This is a genomic window from Enterobacter sp. SA187 (assembly GCF_001888805.2).
GTDB lineage: Bacteria > Pseudomonadota > Gammaproteobacteria > Enterobacterales > Enterobacteriaceae > Enterobacter_D.
Map to the genome: position 1 here is coordinate 2,402,139 of NZ_CP019113.1, position 22,181 is coordinate 2,424,319.

Annotated in this window: 23 protein-coding genes and 1 tRNA gene; 13 read left to right on the forward strand and 11 right to left on the reverse strand. The window is 54.9% G+C overall.

What is annotated here, in order from left to right:
- The first annotated feature begins 10 nt into the window (after window positions 1–10).
- Window positions 11–1,021, forward strand: a complete 1,011-nt coding sequence (locus BMF08_RS11400) for an SIS domain-containing protein (RefSeq protein WP_072567699.1) — start codon at window positions 11–13, stop codon at window positions 1,019–1,021.
- 63 nt (window positions 1,022–1,084) lie between these two features.
- Here the strand turns inward: BMF08_RS11400 and BMF08_RS11405 are convergent.
- Both BMF08_RS11405 and BMF08_RS11410 read right to left on the reverse strand, forming a co-directional pair.
- Window positions 1,085–1,159, reverse strand: a tRNA-Arg gene (locus BMF08_RS11405).
- A gap of 75 nt (window positions 1,160–1,234) precedes the next feature.
- Window positions 1,235–2,176 carry a formate/nitrite transporter family protein gene (locus BMF08_RS11410; protein WP_072567700.1) on the reverse strand — a complete coding sequence of 314 codons (942 nt, stop codon included), beginning with the start codon at window positions 2,174–2,176 and terminating at the stop codon, window positions 1,235–1,237.
- A 316-nt stretch (window positions 2,177–2,492) separates the two neighbouring features.
- On the opposite strand from BMF08_RS11410, the gene mlaA reads away from it, so the two are divergent.
- On the forward strand, window positions 2,493–3,248 hold the full coding sequence (gene mlaA / locus BMF08_RS11415) for a phospholipid-binding lipoprotein MlaA (protein ID WP_072567701.1): 756 nt from the start codon (window positions 2,493–2,495) through the stop codon (window positions 3,246–3,248).
- A 62-nt stretch (window positions 3,249–3,310) separates the two neighbouring features.
- Here mlaA and fadL read toward each other — a convergent pair whose 3' ends face one another.
- Window positions 3,311–4,591 (reverse strand): long-chain fatty acid transporter FadL, encoded by a 1,281-nt coding sequence (gene fadL / locus BMF08_RS11420; RefSeq protein WP_072569411.1) that lies wholly within the window; start codon window positions 4,589–4,591, stop codon window positions 3,311–3,313.
- A 369-nt stretch (window positions 4,592–4,960) separates the two neighbouring features.
- On the opposite strand from fadL, the gene BMF08_RS11430 reads away from it, so the two are divergent.
- The 4 genes from BMF08_RS11430 (at window position 4,961) to sixA (ending at window position 9,564) form a co-directional block, all read left to right on the forward strand.
- On the forward strand, window positions 4,961–5,245 hold the full coding sequence (locus BMF08_RS11430; protein WP_072567703.1) for a YfcZ/YiiS family protein: 285 nt from the start codon (window positions 4,961–4,963) through the stop codon (window positions 5,243–5,245).
- A gap of 161 nt (window positions 5,246–5,406) precedes the next feature.
- Window positions 5,407–6,717 (forward strand): acetyl-CoA C-acyltransferase FadI, encoded by a 1,311-nt coding sequence (fadI, locus tag BMF08_RS11435; RefSeq protein ID WP_072567704.1) that lies wholly within the window; start codon window positions 5,407–5,409, stop codon window positions 6,715–6,717.
- The gene (fadJ, locus tag BMF08_RS11440) at window positions 6,717–8,864 is read left to right on the forward strand and encodes a fatty acid oxidation complex subunit alpha FadJ (protein WP_072567705.1); all 2,148 of its coding nucleotides are present in this window, start codon (window positions 6,717–6,719) and stop codon (window positions 8,862–8,864) included. Before fadI ends, fadJ begins: the two co-directional genes overlap by 1 nt.
- A gap of 208 nt (window positions 8,865–9,072) precedes the next feature.
- A complete protein-coding gene (gene sixA / locus BMF08_RS11445) occupies window positions 9,073–9,564 on the forward strand; it encodes a phosphohistidine phosphatase SixA (RefSeq protein ID WP_072567706.1) in 492 nt (163 codons plus the stop codon).
- Window positions 9,565–9,769: 205 nt separating this feature from the next.
- Here the strand turns inward: sixA and smrB are convergent, their stop codons facing one another.
- Window positions 9,770–10,321: an endonuclease SmrB gene (smrB, locus tag BMF08_RS11450; RefSeq protein WP_072567707.1), complete on the reverse strand. Its 552-nt coding sequence runs from the start codon at window positions 10,319–10,321 to the stop codon at window positions 9,770–9,772.
- A gap of 167 nt (window positions 10,322–10,488) precedes the next feature.
- Here smrB and prmB point away from each other — a divergent pair, with 167 nt between their 5' ends.
- Genes prmB through BMF08_RS11480 form a run of 6 tightly spaced genes read left to right on the forward strand, consistent with a single transcriptional unit; the run spans window position 10,489 to window position 15,040 of the window.
- A complete protein-coding gene (gene prmB / locus BMF08_RS11455) occupies window positions 10,489–11,421 on the forward strand; it encodes a 50S ribosomal protein L3 N(5)-glutamine methyltransferase (RefSeq protein WP_072569412.1) in 933 nt (310 codons plus the stop codon).
- A gap of 48 nt (window positions 11,422–11,469) precedes the next feature.
- A complete protein-coding gene (gene aroC, locus BMF08_RS11460) occupies window positions 11,470–12,555 on the forward strand; it encodes a chorismate synthase (protein WP_072567708.1) in 1,086 nt (361 codons plus the stop codon).
- Window positions 12,556–12,557: 2 nt separating this feature from the next.
- Window positions 12,558–13,382 (forward strand): penicillin-insensitive murein endopeptidase, encoded by an 825-nt coding sequence (mepA, locus tag BMF08_RS11465; RefSeq protein ID WP_072567709.1) that lies wholly within the window; start codon window positions 12,558–12,560, stop codon window positions 13,380–13,382.
- Window positions 13,382–14,191, forward strand: a complete 810-nt coding sequence (locus BMF08_RS11470) for a sulfite exporter TauE/SafE family protein (RefSeq protein ID WP_072567710.1) — start codon at window positions 13,382–13,384, stop codon at window positions 14,189–14,191. The genes mepA and BMF08_RS11470 overlap by 1 nt, the downstream gene beginning before the upstream one ends.
- Window positions 14,191–14,739: an elongation factor P hydroxylase gene (locus BMF08_RS11475; RefSeq protein ID WP_072567711.1), complete on the forward strand. Its 549-nt coding sequence runs from the start codon at window positions 14,191–14,193 to the stop codon at window positions 14,737–14,739. The genes BMF08_RS11470 and BMF08_RS11475 overlap by 1 nt, the downstream gene beginning before the upstream one ends.
- A 25-nt stretch (window positions 14,740–14,764) precedes the next feature.
- Window positions 14,765–15,040 carry a YfcL family protein gene (locus tag BMF08_RS11480; RefSeq protein WP_072567712.1) on the forward strand — a complete coding sequence of 92 codons (276 nt, stop codon included), beginning with the start codon at window positions 14,765–14,767 and terminating at the stop codon, window positions 15,038–15,040.
- A gap of 35 nt (window positions 15,041–15,075) precedes the next feature.
- Here BMF08_RS11480 and BMF08_RS11485 read toward each other — a convergent pair whose 3' ends face one another.
- Genes BMF08_RS11485 through BMF08_RS11495 form a run of 3 tightly spaced genes read right to left on the reverse strand, consistent with a single transcriptional unit; the run spans window position 15,076 to window position 16,915 of the window.
- A complete protein-coding gene (locus BMF08_RS11485; RefSeq protein ID WP_072567713.1) occupies window positions 15,076–15,618 on the reverse strand; it encodes a 1,2-dihydroxy-3-keto-5-methylthiopentene dioxygenase in 543 nt (180 codons plus the stop codon).
- Window positions 15,615–16,304 carry an acireductone synthase gene (gene mtnC / locus BMF08_RS11490; protein ID WP_072567714.1) on the reverse strand — a complete coding sequence of 230 codons (690 nt, stop codon included), beginning with the start codon at window positions 16,302–16,304 and terminating at the stop codon, window positions 15,615–15,617. The genes BMF08_RS11485 and mtnC overlap by 4 nt, the downstream gene beginning before the upstream one ends.
- On the reverse strand, window positions 16,301–16,915 hold the full coding sequence (locus BMF08_RS11495; protein ID WP_072567715.1) for a methylthioribulose 1-phosphate dehydratase: 615 nt from the start codon (window positions 16,913–16,915) through the stop codon (window positions 16,301–16,303). Before BMF08_RS11495 ends, mtnC begins: the two co-directional genes overlap by 4 nt.
- Before the next feature lie 130 nt (window positions 16,916–17,045).
- Between BMF08_RS11495 and BMF08_RS11500 the strand changes: the two genes are divergently transcribed.
- Window positions 17,046–18,206, forward strand: a complete 1,161-nt coding sequence (locus BMF08_RS11500) for a pyridoxal phosphate-dependent aminotransferase (protein ID WP_072567716.1) — start codon at window positions 17,046–17,048, stop codon at window positions 18,204–18,206.
- Here the strand turns inward: BMF08_RS11500 and BMF08_RS11505 are convergent, their stop codons facing one another.
- From BMF08_RS11505 to dsbG, 4 genes are all read right to left on the reverse strand, one after another.
- Window positions 18,207–18,833, reverse strand: a complete 627-nt coding sequence (locus BMF08_RS11505) for an IbrB-like domain-containing protein (protein ID WP_072567717.1) — start codon at window positions 18,831–18,833, stop codon at window positions 18,207–18,209. It abuts the gene before it with no gap.
- Complete coding sequence (locus BMF08_RS11510; protein ID WP_072567718.1) at window positions 18,818–20,041, reverse strand: phosphoadenosine phosphosulfate reductase; 1,224 nt, start codon at window positions 20,039–20,041, stop codon at window positions 18,818–18,820. Before BMF08_RS11510 ends, BMF08_RS11505 begins: the two co-directional genes overlap by 16 nt.
- A gap of 196 nt (window positions 20,042–20,237) precedes the next feature.
- On the reverse strand, window positions 20,238–21,140 hold the full coding sequence (gene citR, locus BMF08_RS11515; RefSeq protein WP_072567719.1) for a DNA-binding transcriptional repressor CitR: 903 nt from the start codon (window positions 21,138–21,140) through the stop codon (window positions 20,238–20,240).
- A gap of 222 nt (window positions 21,141–21,362) precedes the next feature.
- The gene (dsbG, locus tag BMF08_RS11520) at window positions 21,363–22,109 is read right to left on the reverse strand and encodes a thiol:disulfide interchange protein DsbG (RefSeq protein WP_072567720.1); all 747 of its coding nucleotides are present in this window, start codon (window positions 22,107–22,109) and stop codon (window positions 21,363–21,365) included.
- Window positions 22,110–22,181: the final 72 nt, after the last annotated feature.

Consider the following 22,181-nt stretch of genomic DNA (forward strand, 5'->3'; position numbering starts at 1 on the left):
GAGAATAGCTATGTTAGGTTTTAATCAGGACGAGTACCTGACCAGTGCTCGTGACATCATTGCTGCGCGCAAAATTGCCGAGCAGATTGCAGAAAATATCCATCAGGCAGGATTTATTAATATATTTTTCGCCTCGGTAGGGGGCTCGCTGGCACCCATGATGGCAATGCAGGAATTTGCCAAAGAGGTGACCGCATTGCCGGTTTATACCGAACAGGCGGCGGAATTACTCTGTAAGGGAAATAAAAAGCTAACCAAAGAATCTATCGTTATTACGCTGTCCAAATCGGGCGATACCAAAGAATCGGTCGCTATTGCGCAGTGGTGTAAAGCGCAGGGCATCCGCGTGGTGGCTATCACCAAAAACGCCGATTCACCGCTTGCCGCCGCGGCCACCTGGCATATTCCGATGCAGCATAAAAACGGCGTGGAATATGAATACATGCTGCTGTACTGGCTGTTCTTCCGGCTGGTGGCGCTTAACGGCGAATTTGATGGCTATGACCGTTTCGCCAGCCAGCTGGAGTTGTTGCCGGAAAATCTGCTGCAGGCCAAACGCCAGTTTAACGACCGCGCCGATGAGATTGCGAGCCGTTACCATACCGCAGATTACATGATGTGGATCGGCGGTGCGGAGATGTGGGGCGAAGTTTACCTGTTCTCAATGTGTATTCTTGAAGAGATGCAGTGGAAACGCACCAAATCCGTCAGCTCTGCGGAGTTTTTCCACGGCACGCTGGAGCTGCTGGAAAAAGACGTCCCGCTGTTTCTGGTAAAAGGGGAAGGGAAGTGTCGACCGCTTGACGATCGTATTGAGGCTTTTGCCCGTAAAATTACCGACAACCTGGTGGTCATCGATCCGCAGGACTATACCCTTACCGGTATCGACGATGAGTTCCGCTGGATCATGGCACCCTGCGTCGCCTCCACTCTGCTGGTAGACCGTCTGGCCGCCCACTTCGAGCACTACACCGGACACAGTCTGGATATTCGCCGCTATTACCGGCAGTTTGAATATTGATAAAAGTGAAAAAGGTATAATCGCTGAGAGAATGGATTATGGGGATATTTCAGACGAGAGTTCTGGTGTCCCCTGCAGGAATCGAACCTGCAACTAGCCCTTAGGAGGGGCTCGTTATATCCATTTAACTAAGGGGACAAGGCGGCACGAGTATAACGTCATTTCCGCACTGCGTTAAGCGCGTGACCGCCTGAATGCTCAAAGTGTCGCCACTTAAGCGTTATTCTGCTTTGCTTTCACCTTCTTTTTCGCCTCGTCGGCCTGCGCTTTGGCTTCAGCCTTACGTTTGTTGCTCATGTCGTTACGGATCTGCGCATGGCTTAACAGGGCGAAAATAAAGGTACCGCCGCAGATATTCCCTGCGAGAGTCGGGAGCGCAAACGGCCAGAGGAATTCACTCCAGTGTAGCGAACCGGTAAACACCAGGTAAAAGATTTCCACCGCGCCCACCACGATATGCGTGGTATCGCCCAGCGCAATCAGCCAGGTCATCAGAATGATCACCACGATTTTCGCCGAGCCGGCAGAAGGGAACATCCATACCATAGTGGCGATCAACCAGCCGGAAATAATGGCATTGGCAAACATCTCCAGCGGGGTATTTTTCATTACGTCCATGCCGATTTTGACAAAGGCATCGCGCGTCGGGTCGTCAAATACCGGCATATAACCAAACGCCCAGGCGACGATGGCGGTGCCGATCAGGTTACCCAGCAATACCACGCCCCACAGTCGCATCAGAAGACCGCCATTGCCCCAGGTCGGATTGTGCATAAACGGCAGTACGGCGGTGACGGTGTTCTCGGTGAACAGCTGCTGACGAGCCATGATGACAATAATAAAGCCGAAGGTATAACCGAGATTCTCCAGCACAAAGCCGCCGGGAATACCTTCAAACTGGACGTGGAAAATGCCTTTTGCCAGAAACGATGCGCCCATTGACAGGCCCGCCGCAATGGCTGACCAGAGCAGGGCCATGGCATCACGCTCCAGCTCTTTTTCCCCGTCCTGACGAATATGTTCGTGTATCGCCATTGCCCGTGAAGGCAGATGCTCCTCATCCACCTCGATTTCTTCACCGCGATCTTTTTCCTCACTCTCGACTTCAATGTCGTCGGTGTGCTTATCTAATTTTTCGTTTTTCAGTTCATCCATTTTTGCTTCATCTTTCCGGGGATCATGATAATAAGCGTAGCGGCTTTATGTGCTAAAGCAGCGGGCTTCTTCCTAAATTGTGCAAAGGGCAAAAAAGGTGATAACAGGATCGCAGAGAACGTATAAAATTGAAGGCGAAACGAGAAGAGAAAGACAAGCTATGCTCAATGCGTGACAGCTCGTGCTGCCGCTGACGTGCACATCGTTAAACGTGCTGATACAATCGCTTGCGTATTCCAGGCGGAAACCTGAGCGCTGCGCGTTTATCCGTCACGGATGATATTTTGCGATGACCATTTATTACAGGGAGACATCCATGAAATTTCGCCTGTCGGCGCTCGCGCTGGGAACTACATTACTGGTCGGCTGCGCCAGCTCTGGTGAGCAGCAACAGGGGCGCTCGGATCCGTTCGAAGGATTTAACCGCACCATGTATAACTTTAACTTCAACGTGCTGGATCCCTATGTGCTGCGGCCAATTGCCGTGGGCTGGCGTGATTATGTACCGCAGCCCGCGCGTAACGGCTTAAGCAATTTCACCAGTAACCTGGAAGAGCCCGCCATTATGGTGAACTATTTCCTCCAGGGCGATCCCTATAAAGGCATGGTGCACTTTACCCGCTTCTTCCTGAATACCTTACTGGGTATGGGGGGCTTTATTGACGTCGCGGGATTATCCAACGAAAAACTGCAACGTGTGGAGCCGCACCGTTTCGGCAGCACCCTCGGTCATTATGGCGTGGGTTACGGTCCGTACGTTCAGTTGCCGTTTTATGGCAGCTTTACCCTGCGTGAAGACGGCGGCGATATGGCGGATACGCTGTATCCGGTGCTCTCCTGGCTGACCTGGCCGCTCTCAGTAGGTAAATGGACGGTAGAAGGTATCGAGTCCCGCGCGCAGTTGCTGGATTCCGACGGCCTGCTGCGTCAGTCGTCCGATCCTTATATTCTGGTACGCGAAGCCTATTTCCAGCGCCACGACTTTATCGCTAACGGCGGTCAGTTAAAACCTGACGAAAACCCGAATGCGCAGGCTATTCAGGACGATTTAAAAGATATTGATTCTGAATAACCGCAAAGCAGGCAATAAAAAAAGGTGAACCGAAGTTCACCTTTTTTTATATGACGGATTGATCAGAATGCGTAGTTAAAGTTAGTGCCGAACAGCCAGGCTTTACCTTCTGAATGGAAGGTATACGGGCCTTCATTAACGGTAACTTTCTGACCGTGCATATAAGACGCACCCACATCAACCGACGCATTATCATTAAAGGCGTAAGTCGTACCGGCGCTCAGCCACAGACGGTCCTGATCCGGAATGGAAATAGAACGTTTGCCAGCCGGAACCGGGCTATCGTCATAGGCGATACCGGTACGGAAGGTCCAGTTATCATCCATGTAATAGGTGGTACCCAGCGCCAGGCGGTAGGAATCTTTAAAGCCTTCGTCTTTATAGAACAGCGTGCGGTCGCCATCGCCGGTGGCTTTCAGCTCCTGGAACTGACTCCAGCTGGTGTAGGCGATGCTGTAGTGTACAGCCCATTGTGGCGCGACGCGGTTATAACCGGACAGCTCCCACATTTCCGGCAGATGCAAACTCAGCGAGCCTGGAATAGTCTGGCCGCCAGTACCGGCAGGGAAAGCCGTGCCCGCGCCAGGTAAGCGGTTAGCGAGTGGGCTGATGCCGCTTTTATAATCACCGTCAAAGTCAACTTTTACTTCTGAGCGGTAAGTAAAACCGTAACGGTTGTCTTTATCCAGCTCATAAAGGATACCGGCGTTCCAGCCAAAGCCCCACTCATCGCCTTCAAGGCTTGCGATTTTAGAACTGTTTTTCGGCAATGCCGCGGTCTGCTCGCCAGAATAGCGCTCAATTTTCGCGTCAGCGTAAACGGCGTCAAAGCCAAGACCAAAACTCCAGTTGTCATTTAAGCGATAAGCGCCGCTGAGGTTGAGGTTAAGGGTGGTTAAATCGGTTTTACCGCCGTATTCGCCCGCGATGTAGTTATCATTAAACTCTGTCGCCAGACCATAATTCGAGGTTACTGATGCGCCCCAGCCAAATTGTTCATTAATTGGCGCAACAAAGTGCAGGTTAGGCACCCAGGCAGTCGGCGCAATATTATCGGCTCGGGTGCTGCGACCGGTATAAGGCGAACGGCCAGAAATATTCACGTCCGGATCAATATACACCGCGCCGCCGGAAAAGGCCGGGCGGTCGAATAAAGTAATTAATGCCGGGTTACGGCTGACGTTGCCTGCGTCATCCGCAATAGCGCCTTCACCTGAATAAGCGCGGCCAAGGCCAGAGGAAGAGAATTCGTTTAACTGGAAGCCCGCAGACCAGGCTTGTGTAGAGACAATTGCCACTGCAACTGCGAGTGCAGATTTGGTAAACCGGGTTTTCTGGCTCATGACCATAACCTCATACATTTATTTTTATGCATTAATTGTTACGTACCGTAACAGGAGCGCGAAGTGTAGGGTCTGAGGTACGACTTACAAATCAGACCAGTGGCGGAAGTATAGGTCCGACCAGAGGGAATGTTGCAAGGATGTTTATAAGATTTTTCAAATGTGATCTTCGAAACGCGATCTGCGTGGCAAATTTGTGCACCGTTACGGTTATCAGCAACGGCGAATTTTGTTTTAGATCATTTTAAGCTGTGATAACGGTCACTATCCGGCAATTGTGAGATTAACGACTGGAGCCACTTTTACGGGGCGCGTAAAATAACCACATCGTTTATGGCACCCCGAGTGCAAATACAGAGGAAATCTACAATGAGTAAATGCAGTGCTGATGAAACCCCGGTTTGCTGCTGTATGGATGTGGGCACCATTATGGATAATACCGACTGCACCGCCTCTTACAGCCGCGTATTTACCACACGTGCCGACGCAGAAGCGACGCTTGCCGCATTAACGGAAAAGGCGCGCAGCGTGGAGTCAGACCCCTGCCAGATCACCTCCACCTTTACCGACGTTGAAGAGGGTGTGCGTCTGGATATTGATTTTGTTTTCGCCTGCGAAGCGGAAACCCTGATCTTCCAGCTCGGCCTGCGTTAAATTCCCCTTATCACGCTCCTGATCCTCAGGAGCGTTTTCTCCATCATCTCTGTGTATTAGCTCGCAAAAATCCCCTCAGCCAGTTGGCTAAATGTAAAAAAAAGGTTAAGACTAATATCAGGTCAGACCACTTTGCATGATGTTATTTACAGGGGAGTGTTATGAGTCAGGCATTACCGCTTGTCACCCGTCAGGGCGATCGCATTGCCATTGTCACCGGATTGCGTACCCCTTTTGCCCGCCAGGCCACCGCCTTTCACGGCATCCCGGCCATTAGCCTCGGGAAAATGGTGGTGGGCGAAATGCTCGCCCGCAGCGAAATTCCGCCTGACGTCATCGAACAACTGGTGTTTGGTCAGGTGGTGCAGATGCCCGAAGCGCCAAACATTGCCCGCGAAATTGTGCTTGGCACCGGCATGAACATTCATACCGATGCGTACAGCGTCAGCCGTGCCTGCGCCACCAGCTTTCAGGCGGTGGCGAACGTTGCCGAAAGCCTGATGGCGGGTACCATTCGCGCCGGTATCGCGGGCGGGGCGGATTCCACCTCCGTACTGCCCATCGGCGTCAGCAAAACCCTGGCGCGTACGCTGCTCGACCTCAGCAAAGCCCGCACCGCAGGGCAGAAACTAAAACTCTTTTCCCGTCTGCGCCCGCGGGATTTACTCCCCGTGCCGCCCGCCGTGGCGGAATACTCCACCGGTTTACGCATGGGCGATACCGCCGAGCAAATGGCAAAAACCTGGGGCATCAGCCGCGAACAACAGGATGCGCTGGCGCATCGCTCCCACCAGCTGGCGGCGCAGGCCTGGGCGGACGGTAAACTGGCGGACGAGGTGATGACCGCCTACGTGCCGCCGTACCGTGATCCTGTGGTGCAGGATAATAATATTCGCCACAACTCCACGCTTGCTGATTACAGCAAACTGCGCCCGGCGTTTGACCGTAAACACGGCAGCGTCACGGCGGCCAACAGTACGCCGCTGACCGATGGCGCGGCGGCGGTGATCCTGATGACCGAATCCCGCGCCAGGGAACTGGGGCTGACGCCGCTCGGATTCCTGCGCAGCTACGCCTTTACCGCCGTCGGTGTGCAGCAGGACATGCTGCTGGGTCCGGCCTGGTCGACGCCGCTGGCGCTGGAGCGCGCAGGCATCACCCTTAACGATCTAACGCTGTTTGATATGCATGAAGCCTTTGCCGCCCAGACGCTGGCAAACCTCAAGCTGATGGCCAGCGACCAGTTCAGCCGCGAGGTGCTGGGTCGCAGTCAGGCCACCGGCGAAGTGGACGACAGCAAATTTAACGTGCTGGGCGGCTCTATCGCCTATGGTCATCCGTTTGCCGCCACCGGCGCGCGCATGATCACCCAGACGCTGCATGAATTACGCCGCCGGGGCGGGGGATTTGGCCTGGTGACGGCCTGCGCCGCAGGCGGACTTGGCGCGGCAATGGTCCTGGAGGCCGAATAATGGATATGACAACTGCATTCTCCCTGATTGTGCGCCCGGATCAGATCGCCGTGGTGACCATTGATGTGCCCGGCGAAAAAATGAATACCCTGAAGGCGGAATTCGGCGTTCAGGTGCGGGCAATTTTGAAACAAATCCGCGAGAACAAAGATCTGCGTGGCGTGGTGTTCATTTCGGCGAAAACAGACAATTTTGTCGCCGGGGCCGACATCCACATGATCGACCGCTGCAAAACCGCTAAAGACGCGGAAGAGCTGGCCCGTCAGGGGCAACAGGTGATGGCGGAAATCCATGCGCTCACCATCCCGGTGATTGCGGCGATCCATGGCGCCTGTCTTGGCGGCGGTCTTGAGCTGGCACTGGCCTGCCACGGGCGCGTCTGTACTGACGATCCCAAAACCCAGCTTGGGCTGCCGGAAGTGCAGCTCGGCCTGTTACCCGGCTCCGGCGGCACCCAGCGCCTGCCGCGCTTAATTGGCGTCAGCACGGCGCTGGAGATGATCCTCACCGGCAAAATGCTCCGTCCGCGCCAGGCCCGTAAAGTGGGGCTGGTGGATGATGTGGTGCCGGTATCCATTTTGCTGGACGCGGCCGTGGAACTGGCGAAAAAAGGCAAACCGACCGGGCGTCGTTTGCCCGTGCGCGAACGCATTATGGCTGGCCCGCTCGGGCGCACCCTGCTGTTTCGTATGGTGGAGAAAAAGACGCAGCAGAAAACCCACGGCAACTATCCGGCCGCGCCGCGCATTCTGGACGTGGTGCAGACGGGGCTGGCTCAGGGGCGCAGCAGCGGTTATGAGGCAGAAGCCCGCGCCTTCGGCGAGCTGGCGATGACCCCGCAGTCCCGTGCGCTGCGGCATATCTTTTTTACCAGTACCGACATCAAAAAAGATCCGGGCAGCGCCGTCGAACCCGCGCCGTTACGTGCGGTGGGCATTCTGGGCGGTGGTCTGATGGGCGGCGGCATTGCTTACGTTACCGCCAGCAAAGGCAAACTGGCGGTGCGCATCAAAGATATTAAACCTGCCGGTATCAATCATGCGCTGCAATACAGCTGGCAGCAGCTTGATAAAAAAGTCCGTCGCCGCCATATCCGTCCTCAGGAGCGTGACAACGACATGGCGCTGATCTCCGGCACCACCGATTACCGTGGTTTTGCCGGGCGCGATATCGTGATCGAAGCGGTATTCGAAGATCTGGCGCTAAAGCAGCAAATGGTGGCGGAAGTGGAGCAGCACTGCTCGCCGCAGACCATTTTTGCTTCTAACACCTCGTCGTTGCCGATTGGCGATATTGCTGCGAAAGCCGCGCGGCCGGAAAATATCATCGGCCTGCATTTCTTCAGCCCGGTGGAGAAAATGCCGCTGGTAGAGGTGATTGCGCATGCGCAAACCTCAGAGCGAACCATCGCTACTACGGTGATGCTGGCGAAAAAGCAGGGTAAAACGCCGATCGTTGTGGCGGATAAAGCGGGCTTTTACGTCAACCGCATTCTTGCGCCCTACATCAACGAAGCGATGCGTATGCTGACGGAAGGCGAGCAGGTCGAGCATATCGATCGTGCGCTGGTAAAATTTGGCTTCCCGGTCGGCCCAATCCAACTTTTGGATGAGGTGGGAATCGATACCGGCACTAAAATTATCCCTGTGCTGGAGAGTGCTTATGGAGAGCGTTTTTCCGCGCCTGCAAAGGTCGTTTCTGCAATTTTGAACGACGATCGCAAAGGCAGAAAAAATGGCCGCGGATTCTATCTTTACGGTGCGAAAGGGCGTACAAGCAAGAAGCAAGTGGACCCGGCGATTTACCCACTGATTGGCGCATCCGGGAATGCGAAACTTTCGGCGGATCAAATCGCGGAACGCTGTGTGATGATGATGCTCAACGAAGCGGCGCGCTGCCTTGATGAGTCGGTGATCCGCAGCGCCCGTGATGGCGATATTGGCGCGGTATTTGGCATCGGGTTCCCGCCATTTTTGGGCGGACCGTTCCGCTATATGGATACGCGCGGCGCGGGGAATATCGTGGCGACGCTGGAGCGTCTGGCGGCGCAGTACGGCCCACGATTTACGCCTTGTGAATACTTGTTACAAATGGCGGCGCAGCGCGAAACGTTCTGGCCTGCGAATAACACTGATCCTGTAAGTTAAGGTCAGTAAAGGGTAAATCTGTCGTTGAATGTGTCGGCGCTGTTCATTTTATAAACAGTGATTGACTATACTTACGCCATTGATGTAAAACACAGCGTTTCATTCAACGAATGGATAAGGCACAATGCCCGGCCATTGTCTGTTTCGGTGTAAACATGTTGTTTCATTCGGGCGGTTCAATGCTTCTGGTTAACAAAAGCGGTGCAATATGCAAGTTTTTATCATGCGTCACGGCGACGCTGCTCTGGATGCAGCCAGTGACTCGGTTCGCCCTTTGACTTCTTGTGGCTGTGATGAGTCCCGTCAAATGGCAACCTGGCTGTTAAGCCAAAAAGTGAACATCGAGCGTGTACTGGTCAGTCCGTTTCTGCGTGCCGAACAGACGCTGAGCGAGGTAGGGGAGTGCATGAACCTGCCGGACGATGTGGAGATCGACGTCCTGCCCGAGCTGACGCCCGGTGGCGATGTGCGTATGGTCAGCGCGTATTTGCAGACGCTGGCTAACGAAGGTGTATCTTCGGTGCTGGTGATTTCGCACCTGCCGCTGGTGGGTTACCTGGTGTCAGAACTGTGCCCGACCCTGACGCCGCCAATGTTTTCTACCTCAGCGATTGCCAGCGTTACGCTGGATAACGCAGGGAAAGGGGTGTTTAACTGGCAAATGAGTCCCTGCAATCTGAAAATGGCGAAAGCGATTTAATCCCGCCTGACCCTGTAAAAAGAGCCGCTGATGCGGCTCTTGTTGTTTCTGGCGGCTGGGGTTTTGTCGGGTGGCGCTTCGCTTACCCGACCTACAACTGGTGGCTGGTTTTGTCGGGTGACGCTGTGCTTACCCGACCGACGGGTTACGAATTCGTAGGCCCGGCAAGCCTGCGCCGCCGGGCATCCCGGCACCGGGCACGTGCTCAGGGGAGTTCTGGCGGCTGCCACTCTTCCACTTCGATCAGCACCAGCAGGGCCGCATCGCCGCCGTACTCTTTCGGTGCCTGATGGAAGGCCATCACGTGCGGATGCTGCGCCAGCCATAATGGTGTTTGCTGCTTGAGAATATGCTTCCCGTGGCCATGCATCACACAGGCGCAAAACACATGTTCGCGGCGGCAGGCGGCAATCAGCGCGCCCAGCTCCTGCTTCGCCTGCATCTGCGTCAAACCATGCAAATCCAGAAACAGCTCCGGGGAGTAATCACCGCGGCGGATCTTTTTTAATTCGAAATGACTGACGTCCGGGCGCACATACTTTGCCGGGCCGTCGGTATTAAGCAGCGGCTGAAACTCATCAGAAAAATAGTGGCTGGCATCCGCCTGCTCCGATAACAGGCGCTTCACCGGCACCTCCGTCACTTTTTTACGCAGCGGGCGGTGAACAATGGTGTCCTGCTGGATTTTGCGCGTGCCTGTCATGAGCTGCCGGAACAGCGCCTGATCCTCCTCGCTGAGCGATGCTTTCTTTTTCATTTTTCTGTCTCATCTTTTATTTCCGCCAGTTTACCCGACTCGATGCGGCCTGTGTGCAGGCAAAACGCATTTTTCCCCGCCGGGCAGGTGCGAGAATGCTGATTTATCGGCGTCTTCATGGCAAACTAGCCGCCGAATTTACAGCAATGCATGTCCTGGAGGATAGTGTGGATAAAATTTTTGTCGATGAAGCAGTCAGTGAGCTGCATACCATTCAGGACATGTTACGTTGGTCGGTCAGCCGATTCAGCGCGGCCAATATCTGGTATGGGCACGGTACCGATAACCCCTGGGACGAAGCCGTCCAGCTGGTGTTACCGACGCTCTACCTGCCGCTGGATATTCCGGAAGAGATGCGTAACGCGCGCCTGACCTCCAGCGAACGCCACCGCATCGTTGAGCGCGTGATCCGTCGCGTCAACGAGCGTATCCCGGTTGCCTATCTCACCAATAAAGCCTGGTTCTGCGGCCACGAATTTTTTGTCGATGAACGCGTACTGGTGCCGCGCTCGCCGATTGGCGAACTGATCACCAGCCGTTTTGCGGGCCTGATCAACCAGCAACCACAGCATATTCTCGATATGTGCACCGGCAGCGGCTGTATCGCCATTGCCTGCGCTTATGAATTCCCGGAAGCGGAAGTGGACGCGGTGGACATCTCCCCGGACGCGCTGGCGGTGGCGGAGCACAACATCGAAGAGCACGGCCTGATCCACAACGTCACGCCGATCCGCTCCGATCTGTTCCGCGACCTGCCAAAGGTACAGTACGACCTCATCGTTACCAATCCGCCGTATGTCGATGAAGAAGACATGTCGGATCTGCCGAACGAATACCGTCACGAGCCGGAACTGGGTCTGGCCTCCGGCAGCGACGGCCTGAAGCTGACGCGCCGCATTCTGGCCTGTGCGCCGGACTACCTGACCGATGACGGCATCCTGATTTGTGAAGTGGGTAACAGCATGGTACATCTGATGGAGCAGTATCCGGATGTGCCCTTCACCTGGCTGGAGTTCGACAACGGCGGCGACGGCGTCTTCATGCTGACCAAAGCGCAGCTGGTGGCCGCGCGGGAACACTTCAGCATTTATAAAGACTAAACCGCACAACTAAGCCGCACAACAACACAACAAAATAACGGAGCCGTGATGGCAGGAAACAGTATTGGACAACTCTTTCGCGTAACCACGTTTGGCGAGTCACACGGTCTGGCGTTAGGTTGCATTGTTGACGGCGTGCCGCCGGGCATTCCGTTGACCGAAGCCGATTTACAACAGGATCTGGATCGCCGCCGTCCGGGCACCTCTCGCTACACCACGCAGCGTCGCGAGCCGGACCAGGTGAAAATTCTTTCCGGCGTCTTTGAAGGTGTCACCACCGGCACCAGTATCGGTCTGCTGATCGAAAACACCGATCAGCGCTCGCAGGATTACGGCGCCATTAAAGACACCTTCCGTCCGGGCCATGCCGATTACACCTACGAACAAAAATACGGCCTGCGCGACTATCGCGGCGGCGGACGTTCCTCCGCGCGGGAAACCGCCATGCGCGTGGCGGCAGGGGCCATTGCCAAGAAATACCTGGCGCAAAAATTCGGTATCGTCATTCGGGGCTGTCTGACCCAGATGGGCGACATTCCGCTTGAGATCAAAGACTGGTCGCAGGTGGAACAAAACCCGTTCTTCTGCCCCGATCCCGATAAAATTGAAGCGCTGGACGAACTGATGCGCGGCCTGAAAAAAGAGGGCGATTCCATTGGCGCGAAGATCACCGTAGTGGCCGATGGCGTCCCGGCGGGCCTGGGCGAACCGGTGTTTGATCGTCTGGATGCCGACATCGCTCACGCACTGATGAGCATCAACGCCGTTAAAGGCGTGGAGATCGGCGAAGGATTCGGTTCTGTTGCGCTGCGCGGCAGCCAGAATCGTGATGAAATCACACAAGAAGGTTTTCAGAGCAACCACGCCGGCGGCATTCTCGGCGGCATCAGCAGCGGGCAACAGATCGTCGCCCATATCGCGCTTAAACCTACCTCCAGCATTACGGTGCCGGGGCGCACGATTAACCGCGCCGGTGAAGAGATCGAAATGATCACCAAAGGCCGTCACGATCCCTGCGTGGGTATTCGTGGCGTGCCCATTGCCGAAGCGATGCTCGCCATCGTGCTGATGGATCACTTCATGCGCCAGCGGGCGCAGAACGGGGACGTCACAACCACATTGCCACGCTGGTAACTATGAAAAAACGTGTCATTGCGCTGGCGGCGCTGCTCGTCAGCCAGTTCAGCCTTGCCGCCACGCCCTGGCAAAAAATTACCCATCCGGTGGCGGGCAGCCCGCAGTCCATCGGGGCCTTTTCCAATGGCTGCATCGTGGGGGCCAGCGAGCTGCCTTTACAGTCGGATACCTATCAGGTGATGCGCACCGATCAGCGGCGCTATTTTGGTCACCCGGATCTGGTGCTGTTTATTCAGCGTCTGGGGAACCAGGTGCATAACCTGGGGCTGGGAACCATGCTGATCGGCGACATGGGCATGCCCGCCGGGGGCCGTTTCAACGGCGGTCACGCCAGCCATCAGACCGGGCTGGACGTCGATATTTTCCTGCAGTTGCCACAAACCCGCTGGACGGCGGCGCAGCTGCGTAAACCCCAGGCGCTGGATCTGGTGTCATCCGATGGTAAGCGTGTGGTGCCTTCGCTGTGGCAGCCGCAGATTAGCCAGCTGATCAAGCTGGCGGCGGAAGATAATGACGTGACGCGTATTTTCGTCAATCCGGCCATTAAACAGCAGTTATGTCTGGATGCCGGAACGGATCGCGACTGGCTGCAAAAAGTTCGTCCGTGGTTCCAGCACCGCGCCCATATGCATGTGCGCCTGCGCTGCCCGGCGGACAGTCTCGAATGTGAAGATCAACCGCTGCCGCCGCCAGGCGATGGATGCGGCGCGGAATTACAAAGCTGGTTTGAACCCGCAAAACCCCCGATAACGAAGCCTGAGAAGAAGACACCGCCGCCGTTGCCGCCTTCCTGCCAGGCGCTACTGGATGAGCATGCACTTTAATGGACAACTTTATCGATCTCTTTATGGTGTCGCCGTTACTGCTGGCGGTACTGTTTTTTGTGGCCTTACTGGCAGGATTTATCGATGCGCTGGCAGGCGGGGGCGGTTTACTGACTGTACCGGCGCTGCTGGCGGCGGGCATGACGCCTGCCCAGGCGCTGGCCACTAATAAATTACAGGCCTGCGGCGGTTCGCTGTCTGCTTCGATCTATTTTGTGCGCCTGAAAGTCGTCAATCTGGCGGATCAGAAACTGAATATTCTGATGACCTTTATCGGCTCCACGTCAGGCGCGCTGCTGGTGCAGTATGTGAAGTCTGACGTGCTGCGGCAGATCTTGCCCATCCTGGTCATCTGCATCGGCCTTTACTTTCTGCTGATGCCGAAGCTTGGCGAAGAGGATCGTCAACGGCGGCTGTATGGCCTGCCGTTTGCACTGGTCGCCGGTGGCTGCGTGGGTTTTTACGACGGCTTTTTCGGACCCGGCGCAGGATCGTTTTACGCGCTGGCCTTCGTCACGCTGTGCGGTTTCAATCTGGCAAAATCCACCGCCCATGCCAAAGTGTTGAACGCCACCTCCAATCTCGGCGGCCTGTTACTCTTTATTATTGGCGGCAAAGTGGTATGGGCCACTGGCTTCGTGATGCTTGCCGGACAGTTTCTTGGCGCGCGTATGGGATCACGGCTGGTGCTGAGCAAAGGACAAAAACTCATTCGCCCGATGATTGTGATTGTCTCAGCGGTAATGAGTATAAAACTGCTTTTTGACAGCCATGGACAGGAGATCCTTCACTGGCTGGGGATGAACTGATGAACACGACGCACACTTACGAGCAATTAATAGAAATTTTTGATGGCTGCTTTGCCGGTGATTTTAATACCCGTCTGATTAAAGGCGACGACGAACCGATCTATCTTCCTGCTGATGCCGACGTGCCCTATAACCGCATCGTCTTTGCGCACGGCTTTTATGCCAGCGGCTTACATGAGATTTCCCACTGGTGCATCGCCGGGAAAGCGCGTCGCGAGCAGGTGGATTTTGGCTACTGGTATTGCCCGGACGGGCGCGATGCCACGACGCAGGGGCAGTTTGAAGACGTAGAAGTGAAGCCGCAGGCGCTGGAATGGTTATTCTGCGTGGCGGCGGGCTTCCCGTTCAATATCAGCTGTGACAATCTGGACGGCGATTTCGAACCCGATCGCATCGCTTTTCAGCGCCGGGTACATGCCCAGCTGATGACGTATCTGGAAGAGGGGATCCCTCCGCGTCCGGCGCGCTTTATCCAGGCATTACAGGATTATTATCATACGCCGCCGCTAACGGCAGCACAGTTTCCGTGGCCGGAAGATCTTAACTGAAGCCACGATTTAAAGAGGAAAGAAGATGATCGCGGAGTTTGAAGCACGCATTCTGGCGTTAATTGATGACATGGTAGATACGGCCGGAGACGATGAGCTGTTTGCCAGCGGTTATCTGCGTGGCCACCTGACGCTGGCCGTCGCTGAACTGGAGCATGGCGATGACCACTCCCCGGAAGCGGTTCACGCTAACGTCAGCGCCAGCCTGTCAAAAGCGATTCAGGCCGGTGAGCTTTCCCCGCGCGATCAGGCGCTGGTGCTGGGCATGTGGGACACGCTGTTTACCCAGGCGAAAGGTTAACGGGTTGCCCCTCTCACGGGTGAGAGGGGATTAACCTATGCCAGGCGCGGATAGCCATCGGCAATCGCATCGCCGGTAAACTGCGCCACCCAGCCTTCGGGATTATCAAAAATACGAATAGCGGTAAAATTCGGCTCGGAACCCATATCAAACCAGTGCGGCGTGCCGGCAGGCACTGAAATCAGATCGTTTTTCTCGCACAGTACCTGATACACCTCATTGCCGATATGCAGGCAGAACAGCCCCGCACCCTCCACAAAAAAGCGCACTTCATCTTCGCCGTGCGTATGCTCATTCAGGAATTTTGCGCGTAACGCGTCTTTCTGCGGGTTATCCGCGCGCAGGCTGATCACATCCCAGCTCTGATAGCCTTTTTCGGCAACCAGCCTGTCGATAGCAGACTGATAGGCATGGATCACCGTGTCGGCTGACGGGTTTTCCCCTAAATCGCGGTCCGCCTGCCAGCGCTCAAAGCGCACGCCTTTGGCGTTAAGCTGCTGCTGGATCTCTGTGGCATCGGTGCTGTGCCAGGTGTGCTGGCTGGCGTCGGTATCTGAAAAAATCGTCAGGGCGCTCATGAGGGGATCTGCTCCGGATTGATGACATCAAAACGATGAACCTGGTGATGATGGCTGGCGGCATCGTCATCACCGCGAATAAGCTGCACGGTACGCAGCCCGGCTTCGGCCGCCGCATCCAGCTCCTGATGAATATCCGACAGGAACAAAATCTGCGACGGGGCCAGGCCCAGCTGTTCAGCGATGCTGGTATAGGAACTCACCTCGCGTTTCGCGCCAATGTGCGTATCAAAATAGCCGCTGAACAGATGAGTAATATCACCTTCGTCGCTGTAGCCAAATAACAGTTTCTGCGCCGCGACGGAGCCGGAGGAATAAACATAGAGATCAATACCCTGCGCCTTCCATTTTTCCAGCGACGGCAGCACGTCCGGGTAGAGATGGCCGGTAAAGTCGCCGTGCACATAGCCTTCGCGCCAGATAATGCCCTGTAAGGCTTTCAGCGCCGTGGATTTGCGATCTTCATCCATAAAGCGGAATAACGTGTCGATAAGCTGCGCGGTGGTGGCGTCCGGCTGGCCGATTTCGTCGCGCAGATTATCGAGAATCGAGGAGACCGGTTCGCCATACTGCTGCGCCGTAATGAAGGCGGCGAGCCGCTCACGGGCATAGGGGAACAGGACATCATGCACAAAGCGAATATCGCTGGTGGTGCCTTCAATATCGGTAACTATCGCGCGGATCATTCTCTCTCCAGCAGGCGGCGCTGCATTTCACATTCGAATAAGAACTCAAGACCTTCCAGATGACGGCGGGCTTCCGCCACACTGCGTCCCCAGCAGGTTAAACCATGGCCGCGCAGGAGGAAACCATATTGCAGCGGATGATCCTGTGCGAAGGCTTCAATTCGGCGGGCGAGGGCGTCAATATCCTGGTCGTTATCGAAAATAGCCACGGGAACGTAGTCCAGATGAGTGTGCTGCCCGCTGAGGGATTTTTGCATTTCGTAGCCATGCAGCATCAGTTGCGTGCTTTTCTCCACCCGCGACAGCACGGTGGCATTGACCGTGTGCACATGCAGTACCGCATTAGCCTCGGGAAACAGGCGGTAGATCAGCGTATGCAGGCCGGTCTCCGCCGACGGCGTACGCCCGGAGGGCACGCGGTGGGTGGCAATCTCCACGCGCAGAAAATCGTCGGGCGTCAGGCTGCCTTTGTCCTTGCCGGATTCGCTGAGCCAGCACCAGTCCGTGTCTTCGCGCACCGACATATTGCCGCCAGTGGCGGGAGCCCAGCCTTTCGCGCCTATCCAGTGACAGGCGTCGACAAGGGCGGAGAGTTGCAGATTGTCTGTCATTCAGTGTCTTCCTTTATAGCCGTGAGGCAGGAATATCATTATGGTTTAGACGTCTAAGCGTCTTGATTGCCAAATACTAACATCGTGTTATAGTGGCAGCAACACAAGTATCACAGGCAGGCAACCACGCATGAGCAATAACCCGCTGATCCCACAGAGCAAACTTCCCGCCCTCGGCACCACTATCTTTACGCAGATGAGCGCGCTCGCCCAGCAGCATCAGGCGATCAATCTGTCGCAGGGCTTCCCGGATTACGATGGCCCGCACTATTTGCAGGAACGGCTGGCGTATCATGTGGCGCAGGGGGCGAATCAGTACGCGCCCATGACCGGCGTGCAGGCATTGCGGGAGGCGATTGCTGATAAAACCGCAGCGCTGTACGGTTACCTGCCGGATGCAAACAGCGACGTGACCGTTACCGCCGGAGCCACCGAAGCGCTGTACGCCGCCATTACCGCGCTGGTGCGCCAGGGTGACGAGGTGATTTGTTTTGATCCCAGCTATGACAGCTACGCGCCTGCCGTTGAACTGTCCGGCGGGGTGTTAAAACGTATTGCCTTACAGCCGCCGCATTTTCGCGTCGACTGGCAGAATTTCGCCGCGCTGCTGAGCGAGAAAACCCGGCTGGTGATCCTCAACACCCCCCATAACCCGTCGGCGACGGTGTGGGAAAAAGAGGATTTTGCCGCCCTCTGGCAGGCCATTGCAGAGCAGGAAATTTATGTGATCAGCGATGAAGTGTACGAGCACATCTGCTTTGCACAGGAGGGACACGCCAGCGTACTGGCTCATCCGCAGTTACGCGAGCGGGCGGTAGCGGTCTCGTCGTTTGGCAAAACCTATCATATGACCGGCTGGAAAGTGGGCTACTGTGTGGCCCCGGCGGCCATCAGCGCCGAGCTGCGCAAAGTGCATCAGTATCTGACCTTTTCCGTCAATACCCCGGCGCAGCTGGCGCTGGCGGACATGCTGCGCGAAGCGCCTGAGCACTACCGCGAACTGCCCGCCTTTTATCAGCAAAAGCGCGATCTGCTGGTGGAGGCGTTAAGCCACAGCCGTCTGGAGATTTTGCCCTGCGAAGGCACCTATTTCCTGCTGGCGGACTACAGCGCCATTTCCGATCTGGATGACGTCAGCTTCTGCCAGTGGCTGACAAAAGAAGCGGGCGTGGCCGCCATCCCGCTATCGGTATTTTGCGCGGATCCCTTCCCGCATAAGCTGATCCGCCTGTGTTTTGCCAAGCAGAGCGCCACGCTGCTCGCCGCCGCCGAACGGCTGTGTAAGCTGTAGCTACTCCACGGTCCAGGCGCTGGAAAATCGACGGTCGGCAAACAACTCCAGCAGACCGTTGATTTGCTTCAGGCGCAGCACTTCGTCGCTGTCCATTCCCAGCTCTTTACCGATGCGCTCATCTTCCCAGCCCAGCTGCGCCAGTTCGCGCACGATCTCTGACATCTCCTGGATCTGGTGCCGCCCGCGGGCGCGATTATGGCGGATGGTCGCCGCCATGCGCTCGGACTTGCGGGTACGGGAAGCGCGTAAACAGGTGACCGGCAGGTAGCCTTTAAGCTGCTTTTTCAGCGCCGGTTTGCTCTTACCCAGTTCATGCCGGTGAAAGCCGTCCACAATTTCATACTCGTGGGCGCCGGTACGGATGGCGACGACCGGCTGAGTAAAGCCATCCATCTCCAGCGATTTCAGCAGCAGACGCTTTTCCGGCGGCGCCACATTGTTTGGATTGTAGCTGTTCGGTTTGATGGCTTCGTGCCTGACCCACAGCACGCAGTCCACCGGCTGCTCGCGAAACGGGCTGAGCTCGTGCAGCGCCTGACGAAAAGCATTAATAGCGTCAATGCGATCCGCTTCCTCCAGCGAGCTTAAGTAATCCTTTAAGTCATATATCAGTCGTTGTCGCATAAAATTCCCCACTCCTTACGTTTATTTTTCATACGCTCGTTGTAGCGCTTATAGTTGCTGGTTTTTGTCGGGCTGAATGACAGGGCGCGGCACCAGTAATCGTTATTGAGCAGCACCTTGCAGATGCGCCGCCAGGAAGGAATATCCTTCGCGCCGATGTCGCCTTCCTGAACGTCCGGAATATCTTCCATGCCTTGTCTCTCATACCAGCGGAGATAAACGGCGATTTTGTTGCGGTAATGTTCGGCGGTAGAGACGGGCATACTGTCGAGAAGAAAGAGAGCGTAGGAGCGCCAGCTGTGGCCTTCGGGTTTGTACAGCTTGCGGTGGCCGTAAAACTGATTATCCTGCCCGGCATACAGACCGCCGCTTCGCGCGCCGCTGACCCGTTCACACATGCGTGCCCAGGTGTGCGGCTCGAGTACGTGATACAGCCACAGGCCCTGCCGTTGTTCCGGGCCGAAAGGTTCGCAGATGCGCATATAGCGTAAGGGGACGCCCGCCTTGTGCATCAGATCGTACAGCACGTTATAGGTGGCTTTTGATTTTGCAAACCAGGTCCAGACGTCGGCGATTTTCCAGTCATAGATAGGGTAGATGTACCAGCTATTACCGCGTGGGGTGCAGGTCGTCCAGGGTTTATCATCGGCGAAACGCTGCTTGCGCGAAGAGGCGATGGCCAGAAAGCGGTTATAGGATTCATCGGCGCGGATGCCGATCATCATGGCGGCGGGGCGTTGCTGTGAAAACCAGTCCGCAAACTGGTAAACGAAACTTTCGAAGGTCATACCCTGCTGGTAAAAGGGAAAACAGGCAGGGTCGGTAATGGCGCAGTCGGGGGGCTGCCTGACCCAGGCTTTGCCAGGCTCCCAGCACTGCCACTCCGGTTCAAATTGCGAGAGGGCATTCTGCGTGGTCAGCGGCAGGGCAATCCACCAGAAGGTTTCGATGACATCCTGATACTCCTCCCGCATTTTATTAATATGCTTTATGGTACAGGCGAACTGCGCTTCCCAGTCAATAAATAACACGTGGATTTTTTTATTCATCTGTCGGGCAAGCAGGGCGGTGAGGTGCAGCATAACGGTGGAATCTTTGCCGCCAGAAAAAGAAACGCAAACGCGGGGCAGATTTTCTAAGGTCCAGCGTATTCGGCCAATACTGGCTTCAAATACGTTTTCCATTAACTCAATCTTATGAATTGACATGAGTGTTAATCCAGTAAGTTAAACCATGATTAAAAACACTGGTATGAAGATGCGGGGAAAGCCCGCGAAGAGAATATATTCTGTTGGCTGGAGGAAGATTCGTCAATGCTGTTAATGTAAGTAAAAACAGCAATACTTTATCCCGGGAATTTAATACGGCCGGAGATAATGTCAGGCCGTATATATCAGCGGGAGGTTACTGATCCTGGTCAATACTTTCTACCAGTTGCGCGAAAACAGCGCTATTCATGGAAGCGCGATTATACATCATAAAAACATCAATGGTGGGCAGCGAGACGCCAGCGTTAATCTGTTTAAGATTAAGCGATGCTTTATAATAGTTGAAGGATTTAAGGGGGACGATGCCGACTAAATCAGTATGGCTAATCATATTCAAAACAGAAATGAATGAATCGCTGCGGAACAGTATTTTCCGTTGCGGTAACTCTTTTTCAATGCTGGTAAAAATTTCGCGGGTCCCCTGTGCAGGGGTCGAAAAGGCGGTAAAACCCTCTTCCAGCAGGTCACTAACGCTAATGGTATCGTTAATACGCGGGTGCGATTTGCTGCATACCAGCACCAGCGGATCGGTTCTGTAGCGGGTGCAGACAATAGAACGATTGGTGACCGGCAGCAGGGAGAGCACCAGGTCGGCCTTGCGATAGTTAAGCAGGTCTTCGGCGGTTTCCGGGGCGATAAAAATGTCGTGGTGCACGATATTATACTGGGCGTTATCACGCAGCCGGTTAATTAAACTCACCATGCCGTTCGAAACCAGTATCTGGGGGCTATAAACAACAATGGTCTTCATCAGCTCACTGTTATTCATAATATTGATGGTTCGTTCCAGATCGTTAAGGTTTTCTTCCAGGTGAGCATGTAAGTTTATGCCCACGGTGGTCGGGGTGACGCCTTTACCGGAACGAACAAATAGCGGGTCATTCAGTTGGGCGCGCAAGCGTTGCAGCGACTGACTGACGGCAGAAGGCGTAATAAATAACGTCTCAGCCGCCTTGCTGATACTTTGATGCTGATAAATACTCTCAAAAATCACCAGCAGATTAAGATCGAATTTTTTAAGATCATAAAGATTAGCCATTAGGTCATCCTGATTTATTGACTATGATTTATTTATCTGATGATTGTTTCACGATGGTGAAGAAAAAAATAAATACAATCCTTTGCGAATACCAAACATGACTTTGTTTGATAAGATGAATATATCATGAAAAGCGATATTTGAAAGGTGCGACCCGAAATAAGTTGAGGGCCGCAAAACGCGGCCCTCAAACTGGCAATTGTTCTGGTCTGACGCAGGCGTTTATTGTTCGCCCATTATCACCTTCAGCTTTTGCTCATCCGGCAGACCGACCACCTGTTGCAGCACGTTGTTTTCATTCATGTAATAAATAGCAGGAGTCGCGCTGGCCCCAAGGCTATCCATCAGGCGCTGATGCATATTAAGCGAACGCATGGCTTTGTCTGCGGGTGTCGCGGGCACGTTAAGCTTCATCTTGCCGCCGGACTGCTCAAAATCGTGCCAGGTTTTTGCCGGATCGGCTGAGGTCATTATCGCGGCGGCGGTCGCCGGGCTTTCTGGTTTGATCACGCCTACCAGCAGGGTGCGCAGCTGAACTTTCCCGCTATCCACCCACGGACGCGCCTGCTGCCAGAACTGATGGCAGTACGGGCAGAAGGGATCGGCAAAGACATAGACCACCCTCGGCGCGTCTTTTTTACCATCGAGGATCCATTCTGCTTTTTCCATCTGCTGCCAGAGCTCTCGTCCGGCAGGGGCATAGATCTCTTTCTCAATCAGCTTTTCGCTAAGATTGGCGCCCGCGCCGTCGTACATGTATCCTGAGATGGCATGTTTACCGTCCGGCGTGACATAAATGGTCACGCCCATATCCTGATATTTTCCCAGATAACCCTTCATGCCGCCGGGCGCATCGAACGGCTTAATGATGGTGATACCCTGTTTCTCAATAGCTTTAACCGCATCAGGCAGCTCGTCTGCTTGTGCGAAAACAGGTAAAAGGGTCATCAGAACTACACGCTTTAACATATCAAGGCCTTGAATATAAACTGTAAAAGTGAGTTTTAGGCTGCGGCGGGGCAGGTTGTTAGATATTGCCTA

Coding starts and splice junctions, on each gene's coding strand:
- BMF08_RS11400 (WP_072567699.1), top strand. CDS start 11: ATGTTAGGTTTTAATCAGGACGAGTACCTGACCAGTGCTCGTGACATC.
- BMF08_RS11410 (WP_072567700.1), bottom strand. CDS start 2,176: ATGGATGAACTGAAAAACGAAAAATTAGATAAGCACACCGACGACATT.
- mlaA (WP_072567701.1), top strand. CDS start 2,493: ATGAAATTTCGCCTGTCGGCGCTCGCGCTGGGAACTACATTACTGGTC.
- fadL (WP_072569411.1), bottom strand. CDS start 4,591: ATGAGCCAGAAAACCCGGTTTACCAAATCTGCACTCGCAGTTGCAGTG.
- BMF08_RS11430 (WP_072567703.1), top strand. CDS start 4,961: ATGAGTAAATGCAGTGCTGATGAAACCCCGGTTTGCTGCTGTATGGAT.
- fadI (WP_072567704.1), top strand. CDS start 5,407: ATGAGTCAGGCATTACCGCTTGTCACCCGTCAGGGCGATCGCATTGCC.
- fadJ (WP_072567705.1), top strand. CDS start 6,717: ATGGATATGACAACTGCATTCTCCCTGATTGTGCGCCCGGATCAGATC.
- sixA (WP_072567706.1), top strand. CDS start 9,073: ATGCAAGTTTTTATCATGCGTCACGGCGACGCTGCTCTGGATGCAGCC.
- smrB (WP_072567707.1), bottom strand. CDS start 10,321: ATGAAAAAGAAAGCATCGCTCAGCGAGGAGGATCAGGCGCTGTTCCGG.
- aroC (WP_072567708.1), top strand. CDS start 11,470: ATGGCAGGAAACAGTATTGGACAACTCTTTCGCGTAACCACGTTTGGC.
- mepA (WP_072567709.1), top strand. CDS start 12,558: ATGAAAAAACGTGTCATTGCGCTGGCGGCGCTGCTCGTCAGCCAGTTC.
- BMF08_RS11470 (WP_072567710.1), top strand. CDS start 13,382: ATGGACAACTTTATCGATCTCTTTATGGTGTCGCCGTTACTGCTGGCG.
- BMF08_RS11475 (WP_072567711.1), top strand. CDS start 14,191: ATGAACACGACGCACACTTACGAGCAATTAATAGAAATTTTTGATGGC.
- BMF08_RS11480 (WP_072567712.1), top strand. CDS start 14,765: ATGATCGCGGAGTTTGAAGCACGCATTCTGGCGTTAATTGATGACATG.
- BMF08_RS11485 (WP_072567713.1), bottom strand. CDS start 15,618: ATGAGCGCCCTGACGATTTTTTCAGATACCGACGCCAGCCAGCACACC.
- mtnC (WP_072567714.1), bottom strand. CDS start 16,304: ATGATCCGCGCGATAGTTACCGATATTGAAGGCACCACCAGCGATATT.
- BMF08_RS11495 (WP_072567715.1), bottom strand. CDS start 16,915: ATGACAGACAATCTGCAACTCTCCGCCCTTGTCGACGCCTGTCACTGG.
- BMF08_RS11500 (WP_072567716.1), top strand. CDS start 17,046: ATGAGCAATAACCCGCTGATCCCACAGAGCAAACTTCCCGCCCTCGGC.
- BMF08_RS11505 (WP_072567717.1), bottom strand. CDS start 18,833: ATGCGACAACGACTGATATATGACTTAAAGGATTACTTAAGCTCGCTG.
- BMF08_RS11510 (WP_072567718.1), bottom strand. CDS start 20,041: ATGTCAATTCATAAGATTGAGTTAATGGAAAACGTATTTGAAGCCAGT.
- citR (WP_072567719.1), bottom strand. CDS start 21,140: ATGGCTAATCTTTATGATCTTAAAAAATTCGATCTTAATCTGCTGGTG.
- dsbG (WP_072567720.1), bottom strand. CDS start 22,109: ATGTTAAAGCGTGTAGTTCTGATGACCCTTTTACCTGTTTTCGCACAA.